This window comes from Denitratisoma sp. (assembly GCA_032027165.1).
Taxonomy (GTDB): Bacteria; Pseudomonadota; Gammaproteobacteria; order Burkholderiales; family Rhodocyclaceae; genus Desulfobacillus.
Genome location: JAVSMO010000001.1, coordinates 316,202 through 335,892, shown reverse-complemented (window position 1 = coordinate 335,892; position 19,691 = coordinate 316,202). Strand labels below are relative to the sequence as shown.

Below are 19,691 nucleotides of genomic sequence, written 5' to 3'. Positions count from 1 at the left end.
CCCCTCAGGCTTTTCGGATGTGGACTTCTACGGTGCCGTCGGGCCGTGTTTGCGAGCGATGCGTGTAGCCGTTCTGCTTGAGGATGCCGTAGAGCGGCTGCGGCTCGCAGTAGAGCAGCAGGAGCAGCTCCTCCCCGTCCGGGAGGGTATCCAGGGCGGTGAGGGTCAGCTCCATCGGCTCCGGGGGCATCAGCCCCCTGCCGTCGATCACCCGTTCCTCGGCCATGTCGATTCCGGCTAGGCGTTCAGGCCCGCCGTGACGCGCGACTGGAGCTCGCCGTCCTGTCCGAGTGCCTGGTCGATCATCGGATAGAGGATGTTTTCCTCCTTCATGTTGTGCTGCTGCATCATGATGAGGAGGGTTTCCGCTGCGCCACCGAAGCCGTCGGCGTCCTTCTGCGCCAGGGCCGCGTCCATCTGGTTGATCAGGTCCCGCATCTGCACGTGCTCGCCGCGCATGACCTGGGTCGGCCCGCCGGCCATGCCGGTGCGCTGCTCGAAAGCGGGAAACAGGACTTCTTCCTCGACGCTGAAGTGCGCCAGCAGTTCGGTGCGGAATTTTCCATAGGTGGCCGCGCAGGCCGCCCAGTCGCCCTTGCGGGCTGCGTCTTCTGCATCGGCGAAATCGTCGTCGCACAACTTGTGGTGGTTGTGCAGGGCACTGGTGATGCCGCTCATTGGGTTGTCTCCTTCAGGCTTGCTTGGAGTGGGATTCTCCTTGTTTGGCATGAAGTTGGGCCTTGACGGTTGTCAAGAATAGATGCATGGATAGACCCTCTTAATGCAAGGGGCAGCCGCACCATCAAGCCCATTGGCAGTGCAGCGGCACGGCGGACTCAGGTCTCCAGCACGTAGGTGCCCGGTGCATCGGCGAGCTTCGGGTAGCGCTTCGTCGCAGCGGGATGGGCATCGACCAGTTCGCCGGCCTGCGGCTTCAGCCAGGCCATCCAGTCCTCCCACCAGGTGCCGGCATGCTCCTCGGCGCGCTCCTGCCATTGCTGGAAGCGGTCGCGCCGGTGCGCCACGCCGGCGTGGAAGCTGCGCTTGGGCGGCGTCACCGGCGGGTTGACGATGCCGAGGATGTGGCCGGAGGAGGACAACACGAAGCGCTTCTCCGCCGGCACGTGATTGCAGATGCGGAAGCACTGCTGCCAGGGAGCGATGTGGTCGTCCTCGGCGGAGACGGCATACAGCGGCTGGCGGATGCGGCCAAGATCGATCGGCTGGCCGCCGAGCGTCAGTGCGTCGCCGCGGATAAGGTTGTTGCGCAGATAGAGTTCGCGCAGGTACCACTCGTGCATGGCGAACGGCATGCGCGTGGTGTCCATGTTCCAGTAGAGCACGTCGAAGGGCGGCGGCGCCTCGCCGTAGAGATAGCCATGCACCACGTACTGCCAGATCAGGCTGTTCGAGCGGAGCAGGCGGAAGGCGGCGGCCATTTCCTTGCCGTCGAGAAAACCCTTGCCCTGCATGGCCTGGGTCAGCCAGCGCACGCTGCCTTCGTCGATGAAGACCTCGATGTCGCCCGGCCGGCTGAAGTCGACCAGGGTGGTGAGTAGCGTCCAGTGCGCCACCGGCACCTTGTCGGCATCCCCGTACTTGCGGTTGGCCCAGGCCATCCAGGTCGACAGCGCCGTGCCGCCGATGCAGTAGCCGACGGCATGCACCCGCGGCGCGCCCGTGAAGCCGCGCGCCGCCTCGATGGCCTCGTTGACGCCCTCGACGATGTAGTCTTCGAAGGTGACGTCGCGCATCTCGGGCGTCGGGTTCTTCCAACTGGTGATGAACACCGAAAAGCCCTGGTCGAGCAGGTATTTCACCAGGCTCTTCTTCGGATTCAGGTCGAGGATGTAGAACTTGTTGATCCACGGCGTGACGATGACGATCGGCGTGGCGTGCACCTGCTCCGTCGTCGGCGCGTAATGGATCACTTCCAGCAGCCGGTTGCGGAACACCACCGCACCGGGCGTCGTCGCCAGGTTCTTGCCGACGATGAAATCCTCGGGGCGCGTCATGCGCACGTTGCCGGCGCGCAGGTCCTCGAGGAAGTTGTGCATGCCGCGCACCAGGCTCTCCCCGTTGGTCTCTGCGGCCTTGGCCATGGCCACCGGATTGGTCAGCAGGAAGTTGGTCGGCGCCATGGCGTTGAGCCACTTCCGCCACCAGAAGGCGGCGCGCCGGCGCTCCTTGCCGGACAGCGCCGGCGTGTCGTAGAGGGCGTCCTGCACGTTGTGGGTCAGCAGGAGGTACCACTCCTTGACGATGTCCCAGGTGGCGGAATCCTTCCATACCGGGTCGGCAAAGCGGGTGTCGTCGGCGTGCGGCTTGATCGGGTCCTCGCTCGGCAGGCCGAGGGCGCGGTTCCAGGCGTGCCAGGTGAACGCCATCAGGTCGCCGGAGAATCTGGCCCCCAGTTCGGCCAGCTCCAGCGGGTGCATCATCCAGGCCATCTGGGCATGGCTGATCGGGGCGGCGATGCCCAGCGGGTCGATGCCGGCCTCGGTGACATCGTGCACCGCCTTCCAGGTCGCGGCGGGGTTCGCGACGACCGGAGCCTTGTGGTTTTCCTTTTGCCTGGACATGACGGTTTCCCTTATAACTCTTCAATGCTGCCGTATTGCGGCACGCTGACATTATTCCACTTCAGTCGATGCCGGACCGCCCCGGCGAAGGCCTCGGCGGCTTCCGCCTCGCCGTGCACCACGAAAGTCCGCTGCGGCAGGCGACGGAAATGTCCCAGCCAGCCAAGGAGCCCGTCCTGGTCGGCATGCGCGGACAAACCGCCGATGGTGTAGATGTCGGCGCGCACGGGAACGTGTTGTCCGAAGATGGTGGCGCTGCGGGCACCCTCCACCAGGCGCCGGCCCAGCGTGCCCGCCGCCTGGAAGCCGGTGATGATCACCGAGGCCTCGCGCCGGCCAAGATTGTTGAGCAGGTGGTACTTGATGCGGCCAGCGTCGCACATGCCGCTTGCGGAAATGATGACTGCACCACTGCGGATCTGGTTGAGCGCGATCGACTCCTCGACGTCCTGCACGAAACGCACCGACAGGGCCTCGGGATGCGCACGCTGCCATTCGATCAGTTCCCGGGTGTGTTCGTCGAGCAGTTCGGCATGGCGCAGGGTGATCTCGGTGGCGGCCATCGACATCGGCGAATCGACATAGACCTGCAGGCGCCTGAGGCGCCCGCGCCGCACCAGATCGGCGAGCACGAACAACACCTCCTGCGTACGGCCGACGGAAAAGGCCGGCATGACGACGTTGCCGTGCTTGCGGTGCAGGGTATCCTCGATCGCCTCGACCAGTTCGTCTTCGGTCGCATCGAGCGACTTGTGCAGGCGGTTGCCGTAGGTGGCCTCGACGAAGAGCACATCCGCCGCCTCGATCGGCTGCGGATCGCGCAGGACCGGACGCGCCGGCATGCCCAGGTCGCCGGAAAACACCAGCTTGTGCGTGCGCCCCGCCTCCTCGACCCAGATTTCGGCAATGGCGGAACCGAGGATGTGGCCGGCATCGCGCAGGCAAACGCGGACTGCAGGATGCGGCTGGAAAGGCCGGTCGTATTCCGCCCGGCGCAACTGCCGCAGGCAGGCCTGCGCCTGCGCCACCGTGTAGAGCAGCGCCCCCGCCTGGCCCCGGCTGCGTCCGGCATGGGCGCGCTTGGCCTCCCACTCGGCTTCCTTCTCCTGAATGTGGGCCGAATCGAGCAGCATCACACCGAGGAGATCCGTCGTTGCTGCCGTCGCATGCACCGGCCCGCGGAAACCCAGCGCGGCGGCGCGCGGCAACAGGCCGGAATGATCCAGATGGGCATGCGTGAGGAGGATGAAATCGAGGTTGCGCAGGTCGAAGGCCAACGCGCGAAGGTTCTTCCGCCAGGCATCACGGCCGCCCTGGAACATGCCGCAATCGACAAGAAAACGCACATCCCCGGTTTCAACCAGGTAGCAGGAGCCGGTCACCTCTCCGGCAGCACCATGAAATGTGATGCGCATGTTTCATTTTGGTCCGGTAGAGGCGTTATCATGCTTGATCTGCGTCAATCGCTATTGGGTTGCGCTTTCTATATATAATCATTCAAACGATCAGGAGGGCAGCATGTTCAAGCACATTCTCGTTCCCACCGACGGCTCGGTGCTGTCCGGCGATACTGTCAAGAAAGCCGTGGATTTCGCCCGTGAAACCGGGGCGAAGATCACCTTCTTCTACGCCAAGCCCGACTATCCCGTGGCCTTCTACGGCGAAGGCGCGCTGATCGATCCGACGACGCCGGAAAAATTCGCCGAGATGGCGGAAAAGCAGTCCCAGGAAATCCTCGCGGCAGCCCAGGGCATGGCCGCTGGCGCCGGCGTGACCTGCGCCAGCACCTCGGCCACCAGCGACGTCCCCTACGAGGCGATCATCGAGGCAGCCGCGGCCAACGGCTGCGATCTCATCTTCATGGCCTCGCACGGACGGCGCGGCCTGTCCGGCCTGCTGCTTGGTTCGGAAACGCAGAAGGTGCTGACCCACTCCAAGGTGCCCGTGCTGGTGTATCGGTAGGATAGGGAACCATGCTGAACACCGCCCTCACCATCATCCTCGACGAGCACCGCTCGATGGCCGCCGTCACGCACGGCCTGCGTTTTCTCGTGCGCGAGATGCGCGAGAAAGGCATCGAGCCCGACAGCAGGCTGCTGTGGGCAATGCTCTACTACATCGACACCTTCCCGCAGAAGCTGCACCACCCGAAGGAGGAGGCCTACCTGTTTCGCCGCCTGAAAATGCGCACCCGCGACGCCGACAAGGCCATCCTAGAACTGGAGGAGCAGCACCGTTCCGGCGTCGAGCATGTCAAGGCGCTGGAGATGGCGCTGGGTCGCTACGAGGCCGGCGCGCCGGGCGGCCGCGAAGCCTTCATGGCTGCGGCGGAAACTTTCGCCGACGAGATTGCCATCCACATGGCGCTCGAGGAGAACGTCCTGATCCCGCTGGCCAAGCAACACCTCAAGCCGGAAGACTGGATCGAAATCGCGCAGGCCTTCGGCGAAAACGGCGACCCGCGCTTCGGCGCCGAGCCGGACCACGAGTTCCGTTCGCTTTTCTCGCGCATCGTCAACCTGGCCCCGCCGCCGATCGGCGTGGGGCCTTCGCGGACGACTGCCTGACTGCTCAATAGGCTGGCGCGTACTGCGGGTAGAGGGTCTCCTCTTCCCGCTGGATGCGGTCAGCCAGCACCTTCCCCACTGCTTCGAGATCCCGGCCAAAGGAAGCCACCAGGTTTCCGCCCACGCTGAGATCCCTGTATTTGGCGAGGAACGCCACAACGGCCTTGCCGATGCCGTCCATTATTGGCCAAGGTCGGTCGGCAGTTTGGGGTACAAAAAGTTACTGTTCAAATGCACCACGCACCACGCTCCAGCCGCCCGGCGCCAGGCGGGTCGCGTCGCTTTCACAACCCAAAGGGGATACCAGCGGCTCGCGCCGTCTCGCCGCGCGCGTCAGCATGTCGCCAAACTGTCCGCGCATCTTTGCCTCGTAGGTGGGCAGCGCGCCAAGGTGACCGGACGTCCATTCTGCGGCGGCACGTCCAGCCGCCTCGCCGGAAACGACTGCAGGATGGATGCCCGCCCCGGTAAGCGGGTGTGCCATCCCTCCCGCGTCGCCAGCAAACAGTATGTTGCCCATGGCGAGCTTTTCGCGGAGTCCCTCGACCGGCACGGCACCTGCGGACCGGCCAAGCACATTGCTGCCGATCAGCCCTGCTCCGGCCAGTTGCCCGTGCAGGGCCTCCAGGGCTTCGCTTGCCACGGTTTCCTCGATGCCGGTGCCGATGACGGCTTCGCGTCCCGCCGGAATCAGCCAGCCGTAGCCACCGGGATAGCGCGGGGATATCCAGACATCGACGGCATCCTGCGGCACATGCAGCGAAACGCGGTAGCGAACGGTATGCATCTTCCGGAGGACAGGCAGCCCGAGCAGGCGGGCGACGGTCGAGGCATGGCCGTCGGCAGCCACCAGCGCGCGGAATTGCACCGTACGCACGCATCCGCCCTGGCTCAGCGTTGCCTGGCTGTGGTCGGCATCGAGACCGGCCAGCGTCGCGTCAAAAAGCAACTGTGCGCCGGCGGCTCTGGAAAAATCGACCAGCGCGCGATCGAAGGCATCGCGGTTCACGACACAGCCCGGCAACAGGTTATCGGCGCGGCTGCCGTCGCTCAAGTGATTGCGGGCACCGACGATTTTCTGGATGACGACATGATCGGCATGGGCATTCAGGCCGAGCGGGATGGGAATGAACTCCGGGCAATTTGCAGCACCCCCCGGGGTTTGCCTCCGCTCGACGGCGAGCACGCGAGCGCCTGCCTTGGCCGCGGCCGTTGCCGCCGCGGCGCCGGCCGGGCCCAGCCCGACAACCAGCACATCGCACTCGTCCGTATTCGCCATGACCTCGCTTTCGCGGAGGTGTCGGCAGGCTGTACTACGCCGCCGCTATCGTTATTGTTTTTTTGTCACTGCGCTCCGTGATCCAAGGAACGCCAGCTTGGTGTGATTCTACACTTGATGGGCGGAAAATCGGTGGCGGGACGAACAGGCCTATTCGTCGAACTTGGGGCAATCCTTCGGGCGCTCGCGCTGCGGCAACGGGCATTTGTTGATTTCGCTCGAGGAGCGCTGGATAAAACAGGTGAACATGCTGGAAGCGGCACAAAGTGCCCAGAAGGCGAAGAAGCCGATGGAATAGGTCGCAATCCGCGAGAAGCTGACCGGCTCTCCGAAAAGATAAAGTTCCTGCGGATCTATGAGGGTGAAGAACACCGCCTCGGCAATGCCGGCGACGACGAAGGAAGGCCACAGGACCCAGATCATTCGTTGCATGTCTCTCTCCTTGCGATTATCGTTGTTTTTGTCTTTATTTTTTACCGGCTGCCATGAGCAGGGTTTCAGGCGAATCCGGCAACTGAACGCTGCCGGCGAGACGCCAGTTATTGGCCTCGTCCTCGACCACCACCTGCCAGCGCCCAGGACCGAGTGCCGACATGGCACCGGAGTAGGCGCCCTTCTCGCCCTCCAGTATCAATTTCTGATCCTCCCCTCCACGGGTCGGATGCGCCAGCGTAATCCGCAGCCTGGAAGGGAGCGGGGCTCCGGTGCGCGAAACCAGACGGACATCCATCCTGTTGGCGGTAAGGCGCAAACGGGCTTCAAGCTGGATCGCCGCGGCGGCATCGTCGCGCGCCAGCCTCTGGTTTACCGCAAGCCCCTGCTTGTAGTAATCGTCGGCGACCAGGCCGTCATTGGTGGTCGCTGCAATCCATGCGGTAATGATGCCGGCGATCACCACCACGGCTGGCCCGGCCATCAGGATCCAGGGCCAGGGGTGGCGATACCATGGGCGGCGGTCCTGGGCGACTGGATTCATGGCAGCAGGAAGCTCGCCTTCTCTCGCACGAAAACCTCATCGTGGTTGAGTGCGCGCACCTCGAAATGGATGAGATTGGACCCGCGTTTTCCTGCGTCAGGCTCTACGCGCACACGCACGGAAACAGCCTGGGTGGCAGCGGGTGGAATTTCGACGATGGATTCAGTGGCGAGCTGGATGCCATTGAGGCCGGTCACGGCCAATGCGAAGCGGCGCGGTTCCTCGGCCAGGTTCATGATCTGCAGGCGGTAGACGTTCTCGATCAGGCCGCCCTCTACCTCCCGGGCAAGCGTTGCCCGGTCGCGGATGACATCCACCTTGAGCGGCTGGCGCATAGTCAGTCCCACCGCAGCGGCGCCGATGATCGTGGCCAGGACGGCACCATAGAGCAGCGTGCGCGGCCGCAGGATGTGGGCGACGATCTGCTTGCTGCCCCAACGCTCGGCCAGGGCATGTTCGGTGGAGTAGCGGATCAGCCCTTGCGGATAGCCCATCTTGTCCATCACTTGGTCGCAGGCGTCGATGCAGGCCGAACAGCCGATGCATTCGTACTGCAGTCCATCGCGAATGTCGATGCCGGTCGGGCAGACCTGTACGCAGATGCCGCAATCGACGCAGTCGCCCTTGCCGGCGGCCTTGTGATCGGCCTTCTTCGAACGTGCCCCGCGCGGTTCGCCGCGCTCCGCGTCGTAGGTGACGATCAGGGTGTCCGGGTCGAACATGACGCCCTGGAAGCGGGCGTAGGGGCACATGTACTTGCACACCTGCTCGCGCATGAAGCCGGCATTGCCCCAAGTGGCGAAGCCGTAGAAGAAGATCCAGAAGGTTTCCCAGGGGCCGAGATGCCAGCTCATCACCGAGCCGGCCAGCGTCTTGATCGGCGTGAAATAGCCGACGAAGGTGAAACCGGTCCACAACGCGATCGCCAGCCAGACTGCATGTTTGGCCGCCTTGCGGGCGAGCTTGTTGGCGTTCATTGGCGCCGCATCGAGTTTCATTCGAGCCGGCCGGTCGCCTTCGATGAGCTTCTCCACCCACATAAAAACTTCGGTGTAGACGGTTTGCGGGCAGGCATATCCGCAGAACAGCCGGCCGGCGACGGCGGTGAACAGAAACAGTGACAGCGCGGAAATAATGAGCAGGACGGCCAGGTAGAACACGTCCTGCGGCCAGAACACCAGGCCGAAGATGTAGAACTTTCGCTCGACCAGGTCGAACAGCACGGCCTGGCGGCCGTTCCATTCCAGCCAGCAAAGGCCGTAGTAAACGATCTGCGTGACCCAGACGAGTATCCAGCGCCAGGTGGCAAACCGACCGCTCACGCTGCGCGCATAGATCTTCTTGTGCGCTTCGTAGAGGGATGCTTCCTTGATCGGAATAACCTTGGCGCCGGTGCTTTCCGGCTTGGGGGCGGGCTGCGCCATGATACGGCTCTTGGTTGGGGAAAAAGGCCCCGGGGTACGCTGGCCCCGGGGTCGTTATTGTGACAGCCTTTACTGCTTCTCGGTTCCGCCCTGTGAGAGGCCGAAGACGTAGGCGGCCAGCAGGTGCGATTTGGCTTCGCCGAGGAAGTCCTTGTGGGCGGGCATCTTGTTGGTACGACCCTTGCCGATGGTTTCGATGACAGTGGCCTCCGAGGAGCCGTAGAGCCAGATCGAGTCGGTCAGGTTGGGTGCGCCGACGGCGGCCATGCCCTTCGCGTCGGGGCCGTGGCAGCCGGCGCATCCGACGCTATTGAAGGCCTCCTTGCCGCGGGCGGCGCGCGCGCTGTCGTGGGCCAGCTTGTCCGGCGAGAGCGAGCGCACGTAGTGGGCGAGGTCCTTGACGGTTTCCGCGCCCAGCTGGGCATGCGGCGGCATGACGCCCTGGCGGCCCTCCAGGATGGAGGTCTTGATCTGCTCCGGCTCGCCGCCCCACAGCCAGTCGCGGTCGGTGAGATTCGGGAAACCCTTGGCGCCGCGCGCATCCGAACCGTGGCATTGCGCGCAATAGGTCAGGAAGAGCCGCTCGCCCATCTTCTTCGCCTCCGCGTCGGCGGCCACCGTTTTGACGTCCTGGCCCTGGAACTTGGCGAAGATCGGCGCGTACTGCGCCTCGGCCTGTTTCATCTCGCCCTCGTACTGGCCACGCGAACTCCAGCCGAAAGCGCCCTGGTAGGTGCCCAGGCCAGGATAGACGGCCAGATAGCCCAGGGCGAAGACGACAGTGATGTAGAACAGCCAACTCCACCAACGCGGCAGGGGGTTGTTGTACTCCTCCAGGGTCTCGTCCCAGACATGGCCCATGGTCTTCACCTGCTCGGCCGAAGCGGCGGTCGCCTTGGCTTTGCTCTGCACCCAGAGGAACACGCCGCAGCCGACGACGCTGACCAGAGTGATGAGCGCCACATAGACGCTCCAGAAACCGCTGACGAAATCGCTCATGATGCTTTCCCTTCCTTTTGCTGACGGACCTGTCCCGGCAGCTCGTCTTCCGTAAAGGGCAGGTTGGCGGCTTCTTCGAAAGCCGCGCGGCGCCGCCCGCTATAGGCCCAGAGCACGATGCCGATGAAGGTGGCGAAGGCCAGCACCGTGACGAGCGAACGCATGTCGTTGATGTCCATGGCTTACCTCTGCTTGAGGGCGGTGCCCAGGCCCTGCAGGTAGGCGATCAGGGCATCCATCTCGGTCTTGCCCTCGAGCGCCTTCTTCGCCCCGGCGATCTCCTCGTCCGTATAGGGCACGCCGACCATGCGCAAGGCACGCATCTTCGCCTCGATATCCTCGCTCTTGGCCGGGCGGTCGAGGAAGGCGTAGGGCGGCATGTTCGACTCCGGCACCACGTCGCGCGGATTGAACAGATGTGCACGGTGCCACTCGTCGGAGTAGCGCCCGCCGACCCGATGCAGATCCGGGCCGGTACGCTTGGAGCCCCACTGGAAGGGGTGGTCATAGACGAATTCGCCGGCCACCGAGTAATGGCCGTAGCGCTCGGTCTCGGCGCGGAACGGGCGAATCATCTGCGAATGGCAGTTGTAGCAGCCCTCGCGGATGTAGATGTCGCGCCCCGTGAGCTGCACCGGATCGTAGGGTTTCAGGCCCGCCACCGGCTGGGTGGTGGACTTCTGGAAGAACAGCGGCACGATCTCGACCAGGCCGCCGACGCTGACCACCAGGATGGTCAGGCCGATCATCCAGCCGATGTTGCGTTCGATGAAGTCATGCGTGAGTTTCATGGTTCTCTCTCCCCTATCTCAGGCGTGCTGGCCGGCCGGCGCAAGCACCGGCGCGTCGTAGGCCTTCGCCCCGGCGATGGTCTTGAAAACGTTCCAGGCCATCAGCAGCATGCCGACGAGGAACATCAGGCCGCCGACGAAGCGGATGGTCCAGAACGGATAGGTGGATTTGACGCTCTCGACGAAGGCGTAGGTGAGCGTGCCGTCCGGGTTGGTGGCGCGCCACATCAGGCCCTGCATGACGCCGGCGATCCACATGGCGGCGATGTAGAGTACGACGCCGATGGTGGCGACCCAGAAGTGCGTCGTCATCAGGCGCACGCTGTACATCTGCTCCTTGCCGAACAGGCGCGGGATCAGATAGTAGATCGAGCCGATCGAGATGAAGGCCACCCAGCCGAGCGCGCCGCTATGCACGTGGCCGACCGTCCAGTCGGTGTAGTGCGACAGGGCGTTCACCGTCTTGATCGACATCATCGGCCCCTCGAAGGTGCTCATGCCGTAGAAGGACAGGCTGGTGATGAGGAACTTGAGGATCGGATCGTCGCGCAATTTGTGCCAGGCGCCAGACATCGTCATGATGCCGTTGATCATGCCGCCCCAGGAAGGGGCCAGCAGAATCAGCGAGAAGAGCATGCCGACCGACTGCGTCCAGTCGGGCAGCGCGGTGTAATGCAGGTGGTGGGGACCGGCCCACATGTAGGTGAAGATCAGCGCCCAGAAGTGCACCACCGAGAGGCGGTAGGAGTACACCGGGCGACCGGCCTGCTTGGGAACGAAGTAGTACATCATCCCCAGGAAGCCGGCGGTGAGAAAAAAGCCCACCGCGTTGTGGCCGTACCACCACTGCACCATGGCGTCCTGCACGCCGGCGTAGCAGGAGTAGCTCTTGGTCAGCGTCACGGGAATCTCACAGCTGTTGACCAGGTGAAGAATGGCCACCGTGAGGATGAATCCGCCGTAGAACCAGTTGGCGACGTAGATGTGCGGCACCTTGCGCTTCATGATGGTACCGAAGAACACCACCGCATAGGCCACCCACACCAGCGTGATCAGGATGTCGATCGGCCACTCGAGCTCGGCGTACTCCTTGCTCGTGGTGATGCCCAGCGGCAGCGTCACCGCCGCCAGCACGATCACCAGCTGCCAGCCCCAGAAGGTGAAGGCCGCCAGGCCCGGCGCGAACAGCCGGGTGTGGCAGGTGCGCTGCACCACGTAATAGGAAGTCGCAAACAGCGCGCACCCGCCAAAGGCAAAGATCACCGCGTTCGTGTGCAGCGGCCGCAATCGCCCATAACCAAGAAACTCATGAACATTGAGATCTGGCCATACCAGCTGGGCAGCAATGATCACGCCGACCAGCATCCCAACTATGCCCCAGATCACCGTCATCACGGCAAACTGGCGCACCACCTTGTAGTTGTACGTTGCTTGGTTGTCCATAACGGAGGGCCTCACTTAGGGAATGCAGAATTGTTTTGGGCAGGATACCCCTACAGAGCGCAAGGATACCCGTAAATAATCATCTCCTGATTGATTCAGGTCAAAAATAACAACCTTCAATCATTGATAATTATCAATGTATTTATGAGGGCATAAAAAAAGGGTGCGCAATGCGCACCCCAACCCCAACAGAGAGACAAGACTCCGGGCTCGTTGCCGAACCCAAAACCTTGAGCGAAGTATGGATAAGGAGGGCCAAAAAAAAATTGACGTGGGTCAAATTGTGATCAATTCCGATCATTACTTCGCGGCGCTTGCATACCCTTATCCCCGGCATCCCCAGGCGTGGCTTCGGCTGTTGGCGTTCCCGCACTATTGCTCACGGCACGCCCAACACTGGGACGGTCGTCATCCATGAGCACGCGATAACCCGGGCCTTCCATATCGTCGAACTGCCCGCTCCTCACCGACCACCAGAAGATGGCGCCAATCAGGAATACCAAAACAACCGAGAGCGGGACAAGCAGGTAGAGAATTTCCATCAGTTGCTCCCTCCTCGCTGAAGCCGCAGCGCATTGGCCACCACCAGCAGGGAACTGGCCGACATGCCGATGCCGGCCATCCAAGGGGTAATCCACCCCGCCATTGCCAGCGGGATGGCGGACAGATTGTAGGCGAAGGCCCAGCCCAGGTTCTGTCGCACGATGCGCTGGGTGCGCCGCGCCAATGCGACAGCATCGGCCAATCGCTCAAGATTCTCCCCCAGAAGGACGATGTCCGCCTGATTGCGCGCCAACTCCGTGCCGCCGCCCATGGCTACGGATACCTGCGCCTGGGCAAGCACGGGCGCATCGTTCACGCCGTCCCCCACCATCGCCACCACAGCACCTTGGGCCTGCAGGGCCGCGATGATGTCGTGCTTGTCATGCGGGGTCATGCCACCTCGGGCATCCGTGATGGACAGCGCCGCCGCCACCTGCCCCACCGCCTCGGCGGAATCTCCGGAGAGCAGGGTGACGCGGCAGCCGAGGTCACGCAGCCGGCTTACCACCCCTGCCGCCTCGCCGCGCATTTGATCTCCAAACCGGAATACGGCCAGCCAGTTGCTGTCATCCGAAAGGGCCACGCAGGTATCCCCCGAGGCAAACAACGCCAGCGCTGCCGCCGGGAGCGCCTGCTTGTGGAATGCACCGGCAAACTCGGGTCTTCCAAGACGCAGCCTGCGGCCATCGAGCGTGCCCTCCACACCTTGGCCGGTGAAGCTTTGAAGAGACTGGGGCACCGGCTGGGGTCCTCCCTCTGCGGCAGCATCGCGCAAAGCCATACCGATGGCATGTTCCGAGCCCTGCTCCAGCGCTGCCGCCCAACGCAATGCCTCGCTCTCAGCCAGGCCGGCGAACGGCTGCGTCTCCTTCAGGCGCAGTCTGCCCCAGGTAAGCGTACCGGTCTTGTCGAAGACGAAATGGTCGGTGCGTGCCAGCGTCTCGATGGCATGACCGCGCGATACGAGCAGGCCCAGGCGCGAAAAGGCGCCGGTGGCCACCGCCAGCGCCGCCGGCGTGGCGAGAGACAGCGCACAGGGACAACTCACCACCAGTACGGACACGAACACCCACAAGGCTCGCGAGGCGTCAATCTGACTCCAGACAATTCCGGTGGCCAGCGCCAGCACCAGCAAGGCTGCGACAAACCAGGCCGCCACCCGATCCGCCAGTTGAACCACACGCGGTTTTTCGGTGATGGCCCGCTCCATCAGACGCACGATGGAGGCAAGCCGCGTCGCCTCGCCGATCTTTTCCACCTGTTGCACAAGCGGGCTGCGGATGTTCAGCGTGCCTCCTGTAAGATCGCTGCCGATCCTCTTGGCGACGGGACGGCTTTCGCCGGTAAGCAGGGATTCGTCGACCTCGCTCTCGCCCAAGAGCACGCTACCGTCGGCGGGAATCGCCTGTCCAGGCGCCACGAGCACGCGATCACCCGGCAGCAGCGAGGAAACGATCACGCGCTCGGTTTCCATGGCAGGAAACGCCGTCAGCCGTTCGGCAAAAGCCGGCAATGCGCGGCCAACACGCTCGATCGAGCGCACGGATTGATGCCGGGCCAGCATCTCGAGGTAACGCCCTCCCAGCAACAGGAAAACGAACATCGTGACGGAGTCGAAATACACCTCTCCGGCACCAATGAGCGTGGCCCACAGGCTAGCGGCAAAGGCAGCGCCAACACCCAGCGCCACCGGCACATCCATGCCGACCCGCTTCAGGCGCAGGTCGCGCCAGGCATTGCGAAAGAAGGGCGCAGCGGAATACAGCACGACCGGCAGCGTCAGCACCAGGCTCGCCCAGCGCAGAAGCAGTTCGATGTCGGGGCTCATGGTCCCCTCTTCGGCCACGTACGCCGGAACGGCGTACATCATCACCTGCATCATGCCAAAGCCGGCGACGAAGAGGCGCCACAGCCCAGAGCGGCTTTCACGCTTGGCAATTTCCTCGGAACGGGCGGCGTCGTAGGGGTAGGCGTGGTAACCGATGGCAGCTACCGCGGCAAGAATGCCGGAGAGCCTGATGCGCCGCTCGTCCCAGCGCACGCGTGCGCGCCGCGTGGCGTAGTTGATCTCCACGGCCGTCACGCCGGACTGGCGCGTCAGGTGCTGCTCATTGAGCCAGACACAGGCAGCGCAGGTAATGCCCTCGAGGATGAGCGAGGCCTCGCGTTCATGCTCGGAAAGCGGCCGCACGAAGCTCTTCTGCACATCGGGATGGTCGAATAAAGTCAGTTCCCCCAGCACGGCGGGCAGTGCCTCGCGCGGGCTTTCCGGCAGCGCGTCACGGTGCCGGTAGTAGTCGTCGAGGCCGTTGTCGGCGATGGCCTGCGCCACCGCCTGGCAGCCGGCACAGCACATCGCGCGCGGCGTGCCGTCTATGGTGACGAGGAAAGGCGTCCCGGCGGGGAGCGGCAGACCGCAGTGATAGCAGGCGTTGTCAGTGGAGGACATGGATCGTCATTCCCGCGCAAGCGGGAATCCAGTGTACGCCCCGCAACACCGGATCCCCAGTTTCCACGGGGATGACCGGTCCTGGCGGACCGGTCACTTCGGCTGCATGCGGATCGCGCCGTCGAGGCGGATCACTTCGCCGTTGAGCATCTCGTTCTGGATGATGTGCAGGGCCAGCGCGGCGTATTCGGCCGGCTTGCCCAGACGCGGCGGGAAAGGAACCATCCTGCCCAGCGCATCCTGCACCTCCTGCGGCATGCCGAGCAGCATCGGCGTCTCGAAGATGCCCGGAGCAATCGTCATGACGCGGATGCCGGAGCGCGACAGATCGCGCGCGATCGGCAGCGTCATGCCGACGACGCCGCCCTTGGAAGCGGAATAGGCGGCCTGGCCGATCTGGCCGTCGAAAGCCGCCACCGAGGCGGTATTGACGATCACGCCTCGCTCGCCGGCGGCATTCGGCTGTCCCTTGCTCATGGCATCCGCCGCCAGGCGGATCATGTTGAAGGTGCCGATCAGGTTGATGTTGATGACGCGGACGAAGGTGGCCAGCTGATGGGGTCCCTCCTTGCCGATGGTCTTCTCGCCGATGGCGATGCCGGCGCAGTTGATCAGACCCTGAAGCCCGCCGAAGGTGCTCACGGCAAGGTCCACTGCGGCCTTTGCGCTCACCTCCGACGACACGTCGCACTCGGCAAAGCGCACGCTCGCGCCCAGTTCCTTCGCAAGCGCTTCGCCCGCCGCCTTGTTGAGGTCCGCGATCACGACCTTGCCACCCTGCGCCGCCAGTGCGCGCACCGTGCCCGCTCCGAGGCCGGATGCGCCGCCGGTCACGATGAATACGCTGTCCTTGATCTGCATGTTGCACCTCCGGATCAAAAAGAAAATGGCTTGCATGCACGCAAGCCATTGAATTTCTGGTGCTGCTGGCCGGAATCGAACTGGCGACCTACTGATTACGAATCAGTTGCTCTACCGACTGAGCTACAGCAGCATGGGTCGCGAATTATAACCGAGCAGCAACAATCGGCAAGGTCCGGGTTTCATCGCGTCAGTTCGCGCCAGTAGAGGCGCCGCACCTTGGCGGCTCCGGGTGATGGCGGATTGCCGAAGACCGGATACTTGGCGTCCGACGTCGTTACGATCGTTACCGTCTTGCCGTTGGGCAACTTGACGATATTGATACCGACGATCAGCGCGTTGCCGACATTGACGGTCGAACCCGTCTCGGCAACCTTCGTTGTCGTCGGCCAGGGTTCGACGAAATAGAGCCAGCTTGTGCCCCCGACGTTGCAGACGTTCGGATCCGGAATGTTGCTCGGCACGACCCACCAGCCCATCTGGAATTTCGGATCGACGTTGACGCGCTCCCCGTCCTTGACATCGAAATCCATGTACCAGCCTATCTTGTCCGATGCCATTGCCGTATAGGACATTTGCCTGCTGCCAGTATCTCCGGAAAGCTCCTGCACGACTACGCCGGAGTTGGCCCGGAAATTCCCGTAGGGCGGCGAAACCAGATCGTCCTTGATCGCATACAGCGACATGCGTCCCGTCGTGCTGATGTCGGTCGTGCCGAGGTACCTGCCCGTACCGATCAGGATCACGCGCCTCGCCACGCCGCCAATCTTCACCTCGGCCAGTTCGGGCTTGGTCGTGATCGGCTGGGTCGGTGCGCCCGCCACCTTGCCAACGGTCGTGATCTTCGCGGCTGTGCCGGCGATGACGTCAAAGCGCCAGACATTTCCGTCGAGGTCGCCGCCGTAGACATGCTGGGTGGAGTTATCGAGGTTCGTATTGCTGACCCAGTTGTTGATCTTGGCGATACCGCTCTTGGCCGGGTCGGTTTCAGTATCGTCGGTCACGATCTCGGCGAGTTTCGTGCCGTCGGATGCCTTGAGCACGAACAACCGTCCCTTGCCGTCGCCGGGCGACGTATTGTTGTAGCCCGACGCGACGATCACCACCCATTGGCCGCTGATTTTGGTGATGATGGCATTGCCGAATGTATACCCGAGGTTGGTGTCCGTGAATTCCCACAATAATTGCGGGCTCGTCGGATTGGTAACGTCGAGCGCGTAATAGGCGCGGCCACCCTTGCCCAGGCCGCCGACAATGATGGTCTTCCACTGGTTGGCATTGCAGGAAGCGGCCAGGCAGACATCGCCCACCGTCATGGGGCCATCGACATAGAACCTGTGGTTGGTCGAGTAGCTCTTGTCGGCAAGCTTGTAGAGCTGCGGGATCACGGCCGTCGGGATGAAGGCCCAAAGCTCGGCACCGGTGTCGCCATTGAAGGCATGCAGCATGCCGTCGTTGGCGCCAGCATAGACTACCGACTGGCGGGCCTTGTTGTTTTCGGCGAAGGTCGAGTAGTTGTCGTCTGAATAGGCGAACGGCGGCTTCCGCACATACACCGGCGCGCCGTTGACGATGTCGCCGAGCGCGTGCTTGCGTTCGCGGTAAAGCTTCCAGGTGTTGGTGCTTTCGTCCTCGTGCTGGGTCTGGCCGCGGACGAAGTTGATGATGGACGTCTGCGTCGCCTCGGCCTGCTCGGCAGCCGTCAGGCTCGGGTATTGGGAGAGCTGGCCGTTGGGATTCGTGGGGCCGGGCTGGAAGTAGCTGGCCGTGATCTGGGAGGTGAGGTTGCCCACCGTGAAGGCCTTGAGCGTGCCGCCGCCGTTGAAAAAGATGGAGCGCGTATCGCTCGCCGCCGACACCTTCGTATCAAGCTGGGTCTGGGCCGACCAGATCGCCGTGTCGGAAACCGTGCCGACGGACAGGTTGATCTCGCGGGCGGCGATGTCACCATCCCAGTCGACGGTCGTGTACATGGCCACATAGGCAAAGTTGTCGCCGGCGACCGGCTCCAGGTTCGAGGTCGCTGCCGCGGCAGCGGATGCCGTGCGCGCCGATACCCCGGACAGGGCCTTCTGGATGCCGCTTGCCATCGATTCGGGCGACTTGGCGCTGAAATACTTGCCGCGGCCGTCCACGGCGGCATGCCAGAGGTCGTCCACACGATGGAGATCTTCGTTGTCCATCGGATTCGGCCAGACTTTGGTGCCCTGCTTGATGTCCTCGAAATCCGTGCAACCGCCCGAATCGTAGTTCTCGCAGTATTTTAGCGAGCCGTCGACTCCCAGACCCAGCGTGAATGTGGTCATGTGCTGGTAGGTCGCTGTATCGCTGCCCGCACCAGGTACGTTGTTCTCGCAGACATCGAAGCCGGCGCCTAGCGCGCCCGTGCAATTGCCCAAGGCCGCGGAGCGAAGATCGGTCTGGTAGTAGTACATGGCGACGTCAGAAAGAGAATCGGAGAAGCCGCCGGAGGCTGACACGACTTCGGTGGACACCAGTTCCTGATTGCTCGGGTTCGGATCGGGCAGGGTACCTGCGTAACAAGACGTGTAATTTGTGAAGTCAGTCCAGGCAGATTCGACGGCAGGGCCGGTCGGGTCGATCGGTGTCGTAACCGTCTTCCTTCGTTCCTTGCGCTTGATTTTTCCGTTTGAGCACTTCGATGTTGAATACAAGTAGTGTCTGTATACGTCCACCTGCATCGAACCCGAGCCACCGTCCCACATCGGCCTGGGCGCCTGACCGTCCTGATTGCCGATCGCCGTTGTCCCGTCGAGCCTGTAGCCATCGTCGCCATTCCAGAAACCATCCGTGGTGAGGATCGTGAAGTTCTGCTGGCAGGAGTATTGGACCGGATCGTCGCCGGTCTTGCCCGCATAGATGCGGCCGACCTTGGAGAGGGCCGCGCGCAGCGGCGTGCCGCCGGATGCGCTGGCTCCATAGAGTTTGCTGAAAATGCTCGTACGTTGGGTGCATCCCGGACTGGCGGCGCAGAAGTCGTCGATTTTCTGAAACTCGTCGTTGCTGGTATCCGTCCCCGTATAGCTGTGGGTGGTGAAGCCGATGCGGTATTTCGACGGCTCGGAGAGATTCACGAAGGCGCGGCCGACGGCCGTCTTGGCGGTCAGCAGCCGGATGCGGTAGTAACTGTACCAGTTGGCGAAATTCTGCCGTGCCGCGGCGCCCTGGCCCTCGACCGTGACCTTGGTGAACTTGCCGGCGATGGTCTCGTTGCATTCCTTGTAGAACGTGGTTGAGGTGTCGACACTGCCTCCGCTGGTGTAGGTATAGGACATCGCCGGCTGCGATGGCGTGCTCGAGTAGCTATAGTAGTAGGCCGCCTGGGCCGTGTCGTCTCCGCCGCCAAAGCTCGTCGTATCGTCATAGGCCCTGAATGAGGTCGACAGGTTGACCTTGGTCGAGCCCGAGTCGAAGCCATCGTAGGGTGCGTCGTAGAAGTTGACGTTCGGGTAGCTCGTGCCATCGGCATTAAGGGGCGGCGCATAGGTAACCGCAGGGTTGTAGTAGATGCCATTGCACTGGGCCGACTTGTATCCCTTCGTAGTGCGCAGGCTCCGCACATGGTCGGGCAGGTGCGTCCAGCCCATCGAGCCCGAGTCGTCGAGGACAATCATCACATTGGGCTTCACCTCGCCGCTGGTGCCGGAGGCCAGCGGCTTGTCGGCGAGGTCGACGGTTGCGGCCCAGGCCGCGGGCATGGCCGCAAGCCAGAAGACGAGAAAACGAAGTGATTTCCTAGCCATGTGCCGCTCCTTG

Annotated in this window: 19 protein-coding genes and 1 tRNA gene; 2 read left to right on the top strand and 18 right to left on the bottom strand. The window is 63.2% G+C overall.

Annotated features, from left to right (window positions below):
- Nucleotides 1–4: 4 nt before the first annotated feature.
- From ROZ00_01665 to ROZ00_01650, 4 genes are all read right to left on the bottom strand, one after another.
- Nucleotides 5–226 (bottom strand): DUF2249 domain-containing protein, encoded by a 222-nt coding sequence (locus tag ROZ00_01665; protein ID MDT3734918.1) that lies wholly within the window; start codon nt 224–226, stop codon nt 5–7.
- A gap of 11 nt (nt 227–237) precedes the next feature.
- A complete protein-coding gene (locus ROZ00_01660) occupies nt 238–678 on the bottom strand; it encodes a hemerythrin domain-containing protein (GenBank protein ID MDT3734917.1) in 441 nt (146 codons plus the stop codon).
- Between the two features lie 158 nt (nt 679–836).
- The gene (locus ROZ00_01655) at nt 837–2,582 is read right to left on the bottom strand and encodes an alpha/beta fold hydrolase (GenBank protein ID MDT3734916.1); all 1,746 of its coding nucleotides are present in this window, start codon (nt 2,580–2,582) and stop codon (nt 837–839) included.
- Nucleotides 2,583–2,593: 11 nt separating this feature from the next.
- Nucleotides 2,594–3,997 carry an MBL fold metallo-hydrolase gene (locus ROZ00_01650; protein MDT3734915.1) on the bottom strand — a complete coding sequence of 468 codons (1,404 nt, stop codon included), beginning with the start codon at nt 3,995–3,997 and terminating at the stop codon, nt 2,594–2,596.
- Nucleotides 3,998–4,100: 103 nt separating this feature from the next.
- Here ROZ00_01650 and ROZ00_01645 point away from each other — a divergent pair, with 103 nt between their 5' ends.
- Together ROZ00_01645 and ROZ00_01640 are read left to right on the top strand one after the other, a co-directional pair.
- The gene (locus ROZ00_01645) at nt 4,101–4,544 is read left to right on the top strand and encodes a universal stress protein (GenBank protein ID MDT3734914.1); all 444 of its coding nucleotides are present in this window, start codon (nt 4,101–4,103) and stop codon (nt 4,542–4,544) included.
- 11 nt (nt 4,545–4,555) lie between these two features.
- The gene (locus ROZ00_01640; protein MDT3734913.1) at nt 4,556–5,149 is read left to right on the top strand and encodes a hemerythrin domain-containing protein; all 594 of its coding nucleotides are present in this window, start codon (nt 4,556–4,558) and stop codon (nt 5,147–5,149) included.
- Nucleotides 5,150–5,153: 4 nt separating this feature from the next.
- Here ROZ00_01640 and ROZ00_01635 read toward each other — a convergent pair whose 3' ends face one another.
- The 14 genes from ROZ00_01635 to ROZ00_01570 all read right to left on the bottom strand — a co-directional run bounded on the left by ROZ00_01635 (nt 5,154) and on the right by ROZ00_01570 (nt 19,678).
- Nucleotides 5,154–5,330, bottom strand: a complete 177-nt coding sequence (locus ROZ00_01635) for a hypothetical protein (protein ID MDT3734912.1) — start codon at nt 5,328–5,330, stop codon at nt 5,154–5,156.
- 39 nt (nt 5,331–5,369) lie between these two features.
- Complete coding sequence (locus ROZ00_01630) at nt 5,370–6,428, bottom strand: NAD(P)/FAD-dependent oxidoreductase (protein MDT3734911.1); 1,059 nt, start codon at nt 6,426–6,428, stop codon at nt 5,370–5,372.
- 150 nt (nt 6,429–6,578) lie between these two features.
- Nucleotides 6,579–6,860: a hypothetical protein gene (locus tag ROZ00_01625; protein ID MDT3734910.1), complete on the bottom strand. Its 282-nt coding sequence runs from the start codon at nt 6,858–6,860 to the stop codon at nt 6,579–6,581.
- Between the two features lie 34 nt (nt 6,861–6,894).
- A complete protein-coding gene (locus ROZ00_01620; protein MDT3734909.1) occupies nt 6,895–7,404 on the bottom strand; it encodes a FixH family protein in 510 nt (169 codons plus the stop codon).
- Nucleotides 7,401–8,828 (bottom strand): cytochrome c oxidase accessory protein CcoG, encoded by a 1,428-nt coding sequence (gene ccoG, locus ROZ00_01615; GenBank protein ID MDT3734908.1) that lies wholly within the window; start codon nt 8,826–8,828, stop codon nt 7,401–7,403. Before ccoG ends, ROZ00_01620 begins: the two co-directional genes overlap by 4 nt.
- Before the next feature lie 69 nt (nt 8,829–8,897).
- Nucleotides 8,898–9,827: a cytochrome-c oxidase, cbb3-type subunit III gene (gene ccoP / locus ROZ00_01610; protein ID MDT3734907.1), complete on the bottom strand. Its 930-nt coding sequence runs from the start codon at nt 9,825–9,827 to the stop codon at nt 8,898–8,900.
- Entirely contained in the window at nt 9,824–10,006 is a 183-nt protein-coding gene (locus ROZ00_01605) for a cbb3-type cytochrome c oxidase subunit 3 (protein ID MDT3734906.1), read from the bottom strand. The genes ccoP and ROZ00_01605 overlap by 4 nt, the downstream gene beginning before the upstream one ends.
- Nucleotides 10,007–10,009: 3 nt before the next feature.
- Nucleotides 10,010–10,618, bottom strand: a complete 609-nt coding sequence (gene ccoO, locus ROZ00_01600; protein ID MDT3734905.1) for a cytochrome-c oxidase, cbb3-type subunit II — start codon at nt 10,616–10,618, stop codon at nt 10,010–10,012.
- A gap of 18 nt (nt 10,619–10,636) precedes the next feature.
- Nucleotides 10,637–12,061 carry a cytochrome-c oxidase, cbb3-type subunit I gene (gene ccoN, locus ROZ00_01595; protein MDT3734904.1) on the bottom strand — a complete coding sequence of 475 codons (1,425 nt, stop codon included), beginning with the start codon at nt 12,059–12,061 and terminating at the stop codon, nt 10,637–10,639.
- Between the two features lie 287 nt (nt 12,062–12,348).
- Nucleotides 12,349–12,603 carry a cbb3-type cytochrome oxidase assembly protein CcoS gene (gene ccoS / locus ROZ00_01590; GenBank protein ID MDT3734903.1) on the bottom strand — a complete coding sequence of 85 codons (255 nt, stop codon included), beginning with the start codon at nt 12,601–12,603 and terminating at the stop codon, nt 12,349–12,351.
- Entirely contained in the window at nt 12,603–15,053 is a 2,451-nt protein-coding gene (locus tag ROZ00_01585) for a heavy metal translocating P-type ATPase (protein ID MDT3734902.1), read from the bottom strand. Before ROZ00_01585 ends, ccoS begins: the two co-directional genes overlap by 1 nt.
- Nucleotides 15,054–15,146: 93 nt before the next feature.
- Nucleotides 15,147–15,914 (bottom strand): 3-hydroxyacyl-CoA dehydrogenase, encoded by a 768-nt coding sequence (locus tag ROZ00_01580; protein ID MDT3734901.1) that lies wholly within the window; start codon nt 15,912–15,914, stop codon nt 15,147–15,149.
- A 57-nt stretch (nt 15,915–15,971) separates the two neighbouring features.
- Nucleotides 15,972–16,047: transfer RNA gene (locus ROZ00_01575), tRNA-Thr, on the bottom strand.
- A gap of 49 nt (nt 16,048–16,096) precedes the next feature.
- On the bottom strand, nt 16,097–19,678 hold the full coding sequence (locus tag ROZ00_01570; protein MDT3734900.1) for a PilC/PilY family type IV pilus protein: 3,582 nt from the start codon (nt 19,676–19,678) through the stop codon (nt 16,097–16,099).
- Nucleotides 19,679–19,691 lie beyond the last annotated feature (13 nt).

Excerpts from the sequence above, each read along its gene's own strand:
- ROZ00_01580 (MDT3734901.1), bottom strand. The coding sequence starts at position 15,914 with ATGCAGATCAAGGACAGCGTATTCATCGTGACCGGCGGCGCATCCGGC.
- ccoG (MDT3734908.1), bottom strand. The coding sequence starts at position 8,828 with ATGGCGCAGCCCGCCCCCAAGCCGGAAAGCACCGGCGCCAAGGTTATT.
- ROZ00_01585 (MDT3734902.1), bottom strand. The coding sequence starts at position 15,053 with ATGTCCTCCACTGACAACGCCTGCTATCACTGCGGTCTGCCGCTCCCC.
- ROZ00_01650 (MDT3734915.1), bottom strand. The coding sequence starts at position 3,997 with ATGCGCATCACATTTCATGGTGCTGCCGGAGAGGTGACCGGCTCCTGC.
- ROZ00_01645 (MDT3734914.1), top strand. The coding sequence starts at position 4,101 with ATGTTCAAGCACATTCTCGTTCCCACCGACGGCTCGGTGCTGTCCGGC.
- ROZ00_01620 (MDT3734909.1), bottom strand. The coding sequence starts at position 7,404 with ATGAATCCAGTCGCCCAGGACCGCCGCCCATGGTATCGCCACCCCTGG.
- ccoO (MDT3734905.1), bottom strand. The coding sequence starts at position 10,618 with ATGAAACTCACGCATGACTTCATCGAACGCAACATCGGCTGGATGATC.
- ccoP (MDT3734907.1), bottom strand. The coding sequence starts at position 9,827 with ATGAGCGATTTCGTCAGCGGTTTCTGGAGCGTCTATGTGGCGCTCATC.
- ROZ00_01605 (MDT3734906.1), bottom strand. The coding sequence starts at position 10,006 with ATGGACATCAACGACATGCGTTCGCTCGTCACGGTGCTGGCCTTCGCC.
- ccoN (MDT3734904.1), bottom strand. The coding sequence starts at position 12,061 with ATGGACAACCAAGCAACGTACAACTACAAGGTGGTGCGCCAGTTTGCC.
- ROZ00_01630 (MDT3734911.1), bottom strand. The coding sequence starts at position 6,428 with ATGGCGAATACGGACGAGTGCGATGTGCTGGTTGTCGGGCTGGGCCCG.
- ROZ00_01635 (MDT3734912.1), bottom strand. The coding sequence starts at position 5,330 with ATGGACGGCATCGGCAAGGCCGTTGTGGCGTTCCTCGCCAAATACAGG.
- ROZ00_01625 (MDT3734910.1), bottom strand. The coding sequence starts at position 6,860 with ATGCAACGAATGATCTGGGTCCTGTGGCCTTCCTTCGTCGTCGCCGGC.
- ROZ00_01665 (MDT3734918.1), bottom strand. The coding sequence starts at position 226 with ATGGCCGAGGAACGGGTGATCGACGGCAGGGGGCTGATGCCCCCGGAG.
- ROZ00_01640 (MDT3734913.1), top strand. The coding sequence starts at position 4,556 with ATGCTGAACACCGCCCTCACCATCATCCTCGACGAGCACCGCTCGATG.
- ROZ00_01655 (MDT3734916.1), bottom strand. The coding sequence starts at position 2,582 with ATGTCCAGGCAAAAGGAAAACCACAAGGCTCCGGTCGTCGCGAACCCC.
- ROZ00_01570 (MDT3734900.1), bottom strand. The coding sequence starts at position 19,678 with ATGGCTAGGAAATCACTTCGTTTTCTCGTCTTCTGGCTTGCGGCCATG.
- ROZ00_01660 (MDT3734917.1), bottom strand. The coding sequence starts at position 678 with ATGAGCGGCATCACCAGTGCCCTGCACAACCACCACAAGTTGTGCGAC.
- ccoS (MDT3734903.1), bottom strand. The coding sequence starts at position 12,603 with ATGGAAATTCTCTACCTGCTTGTCCCGCTCTCGGTTGTTTTGGTATTC.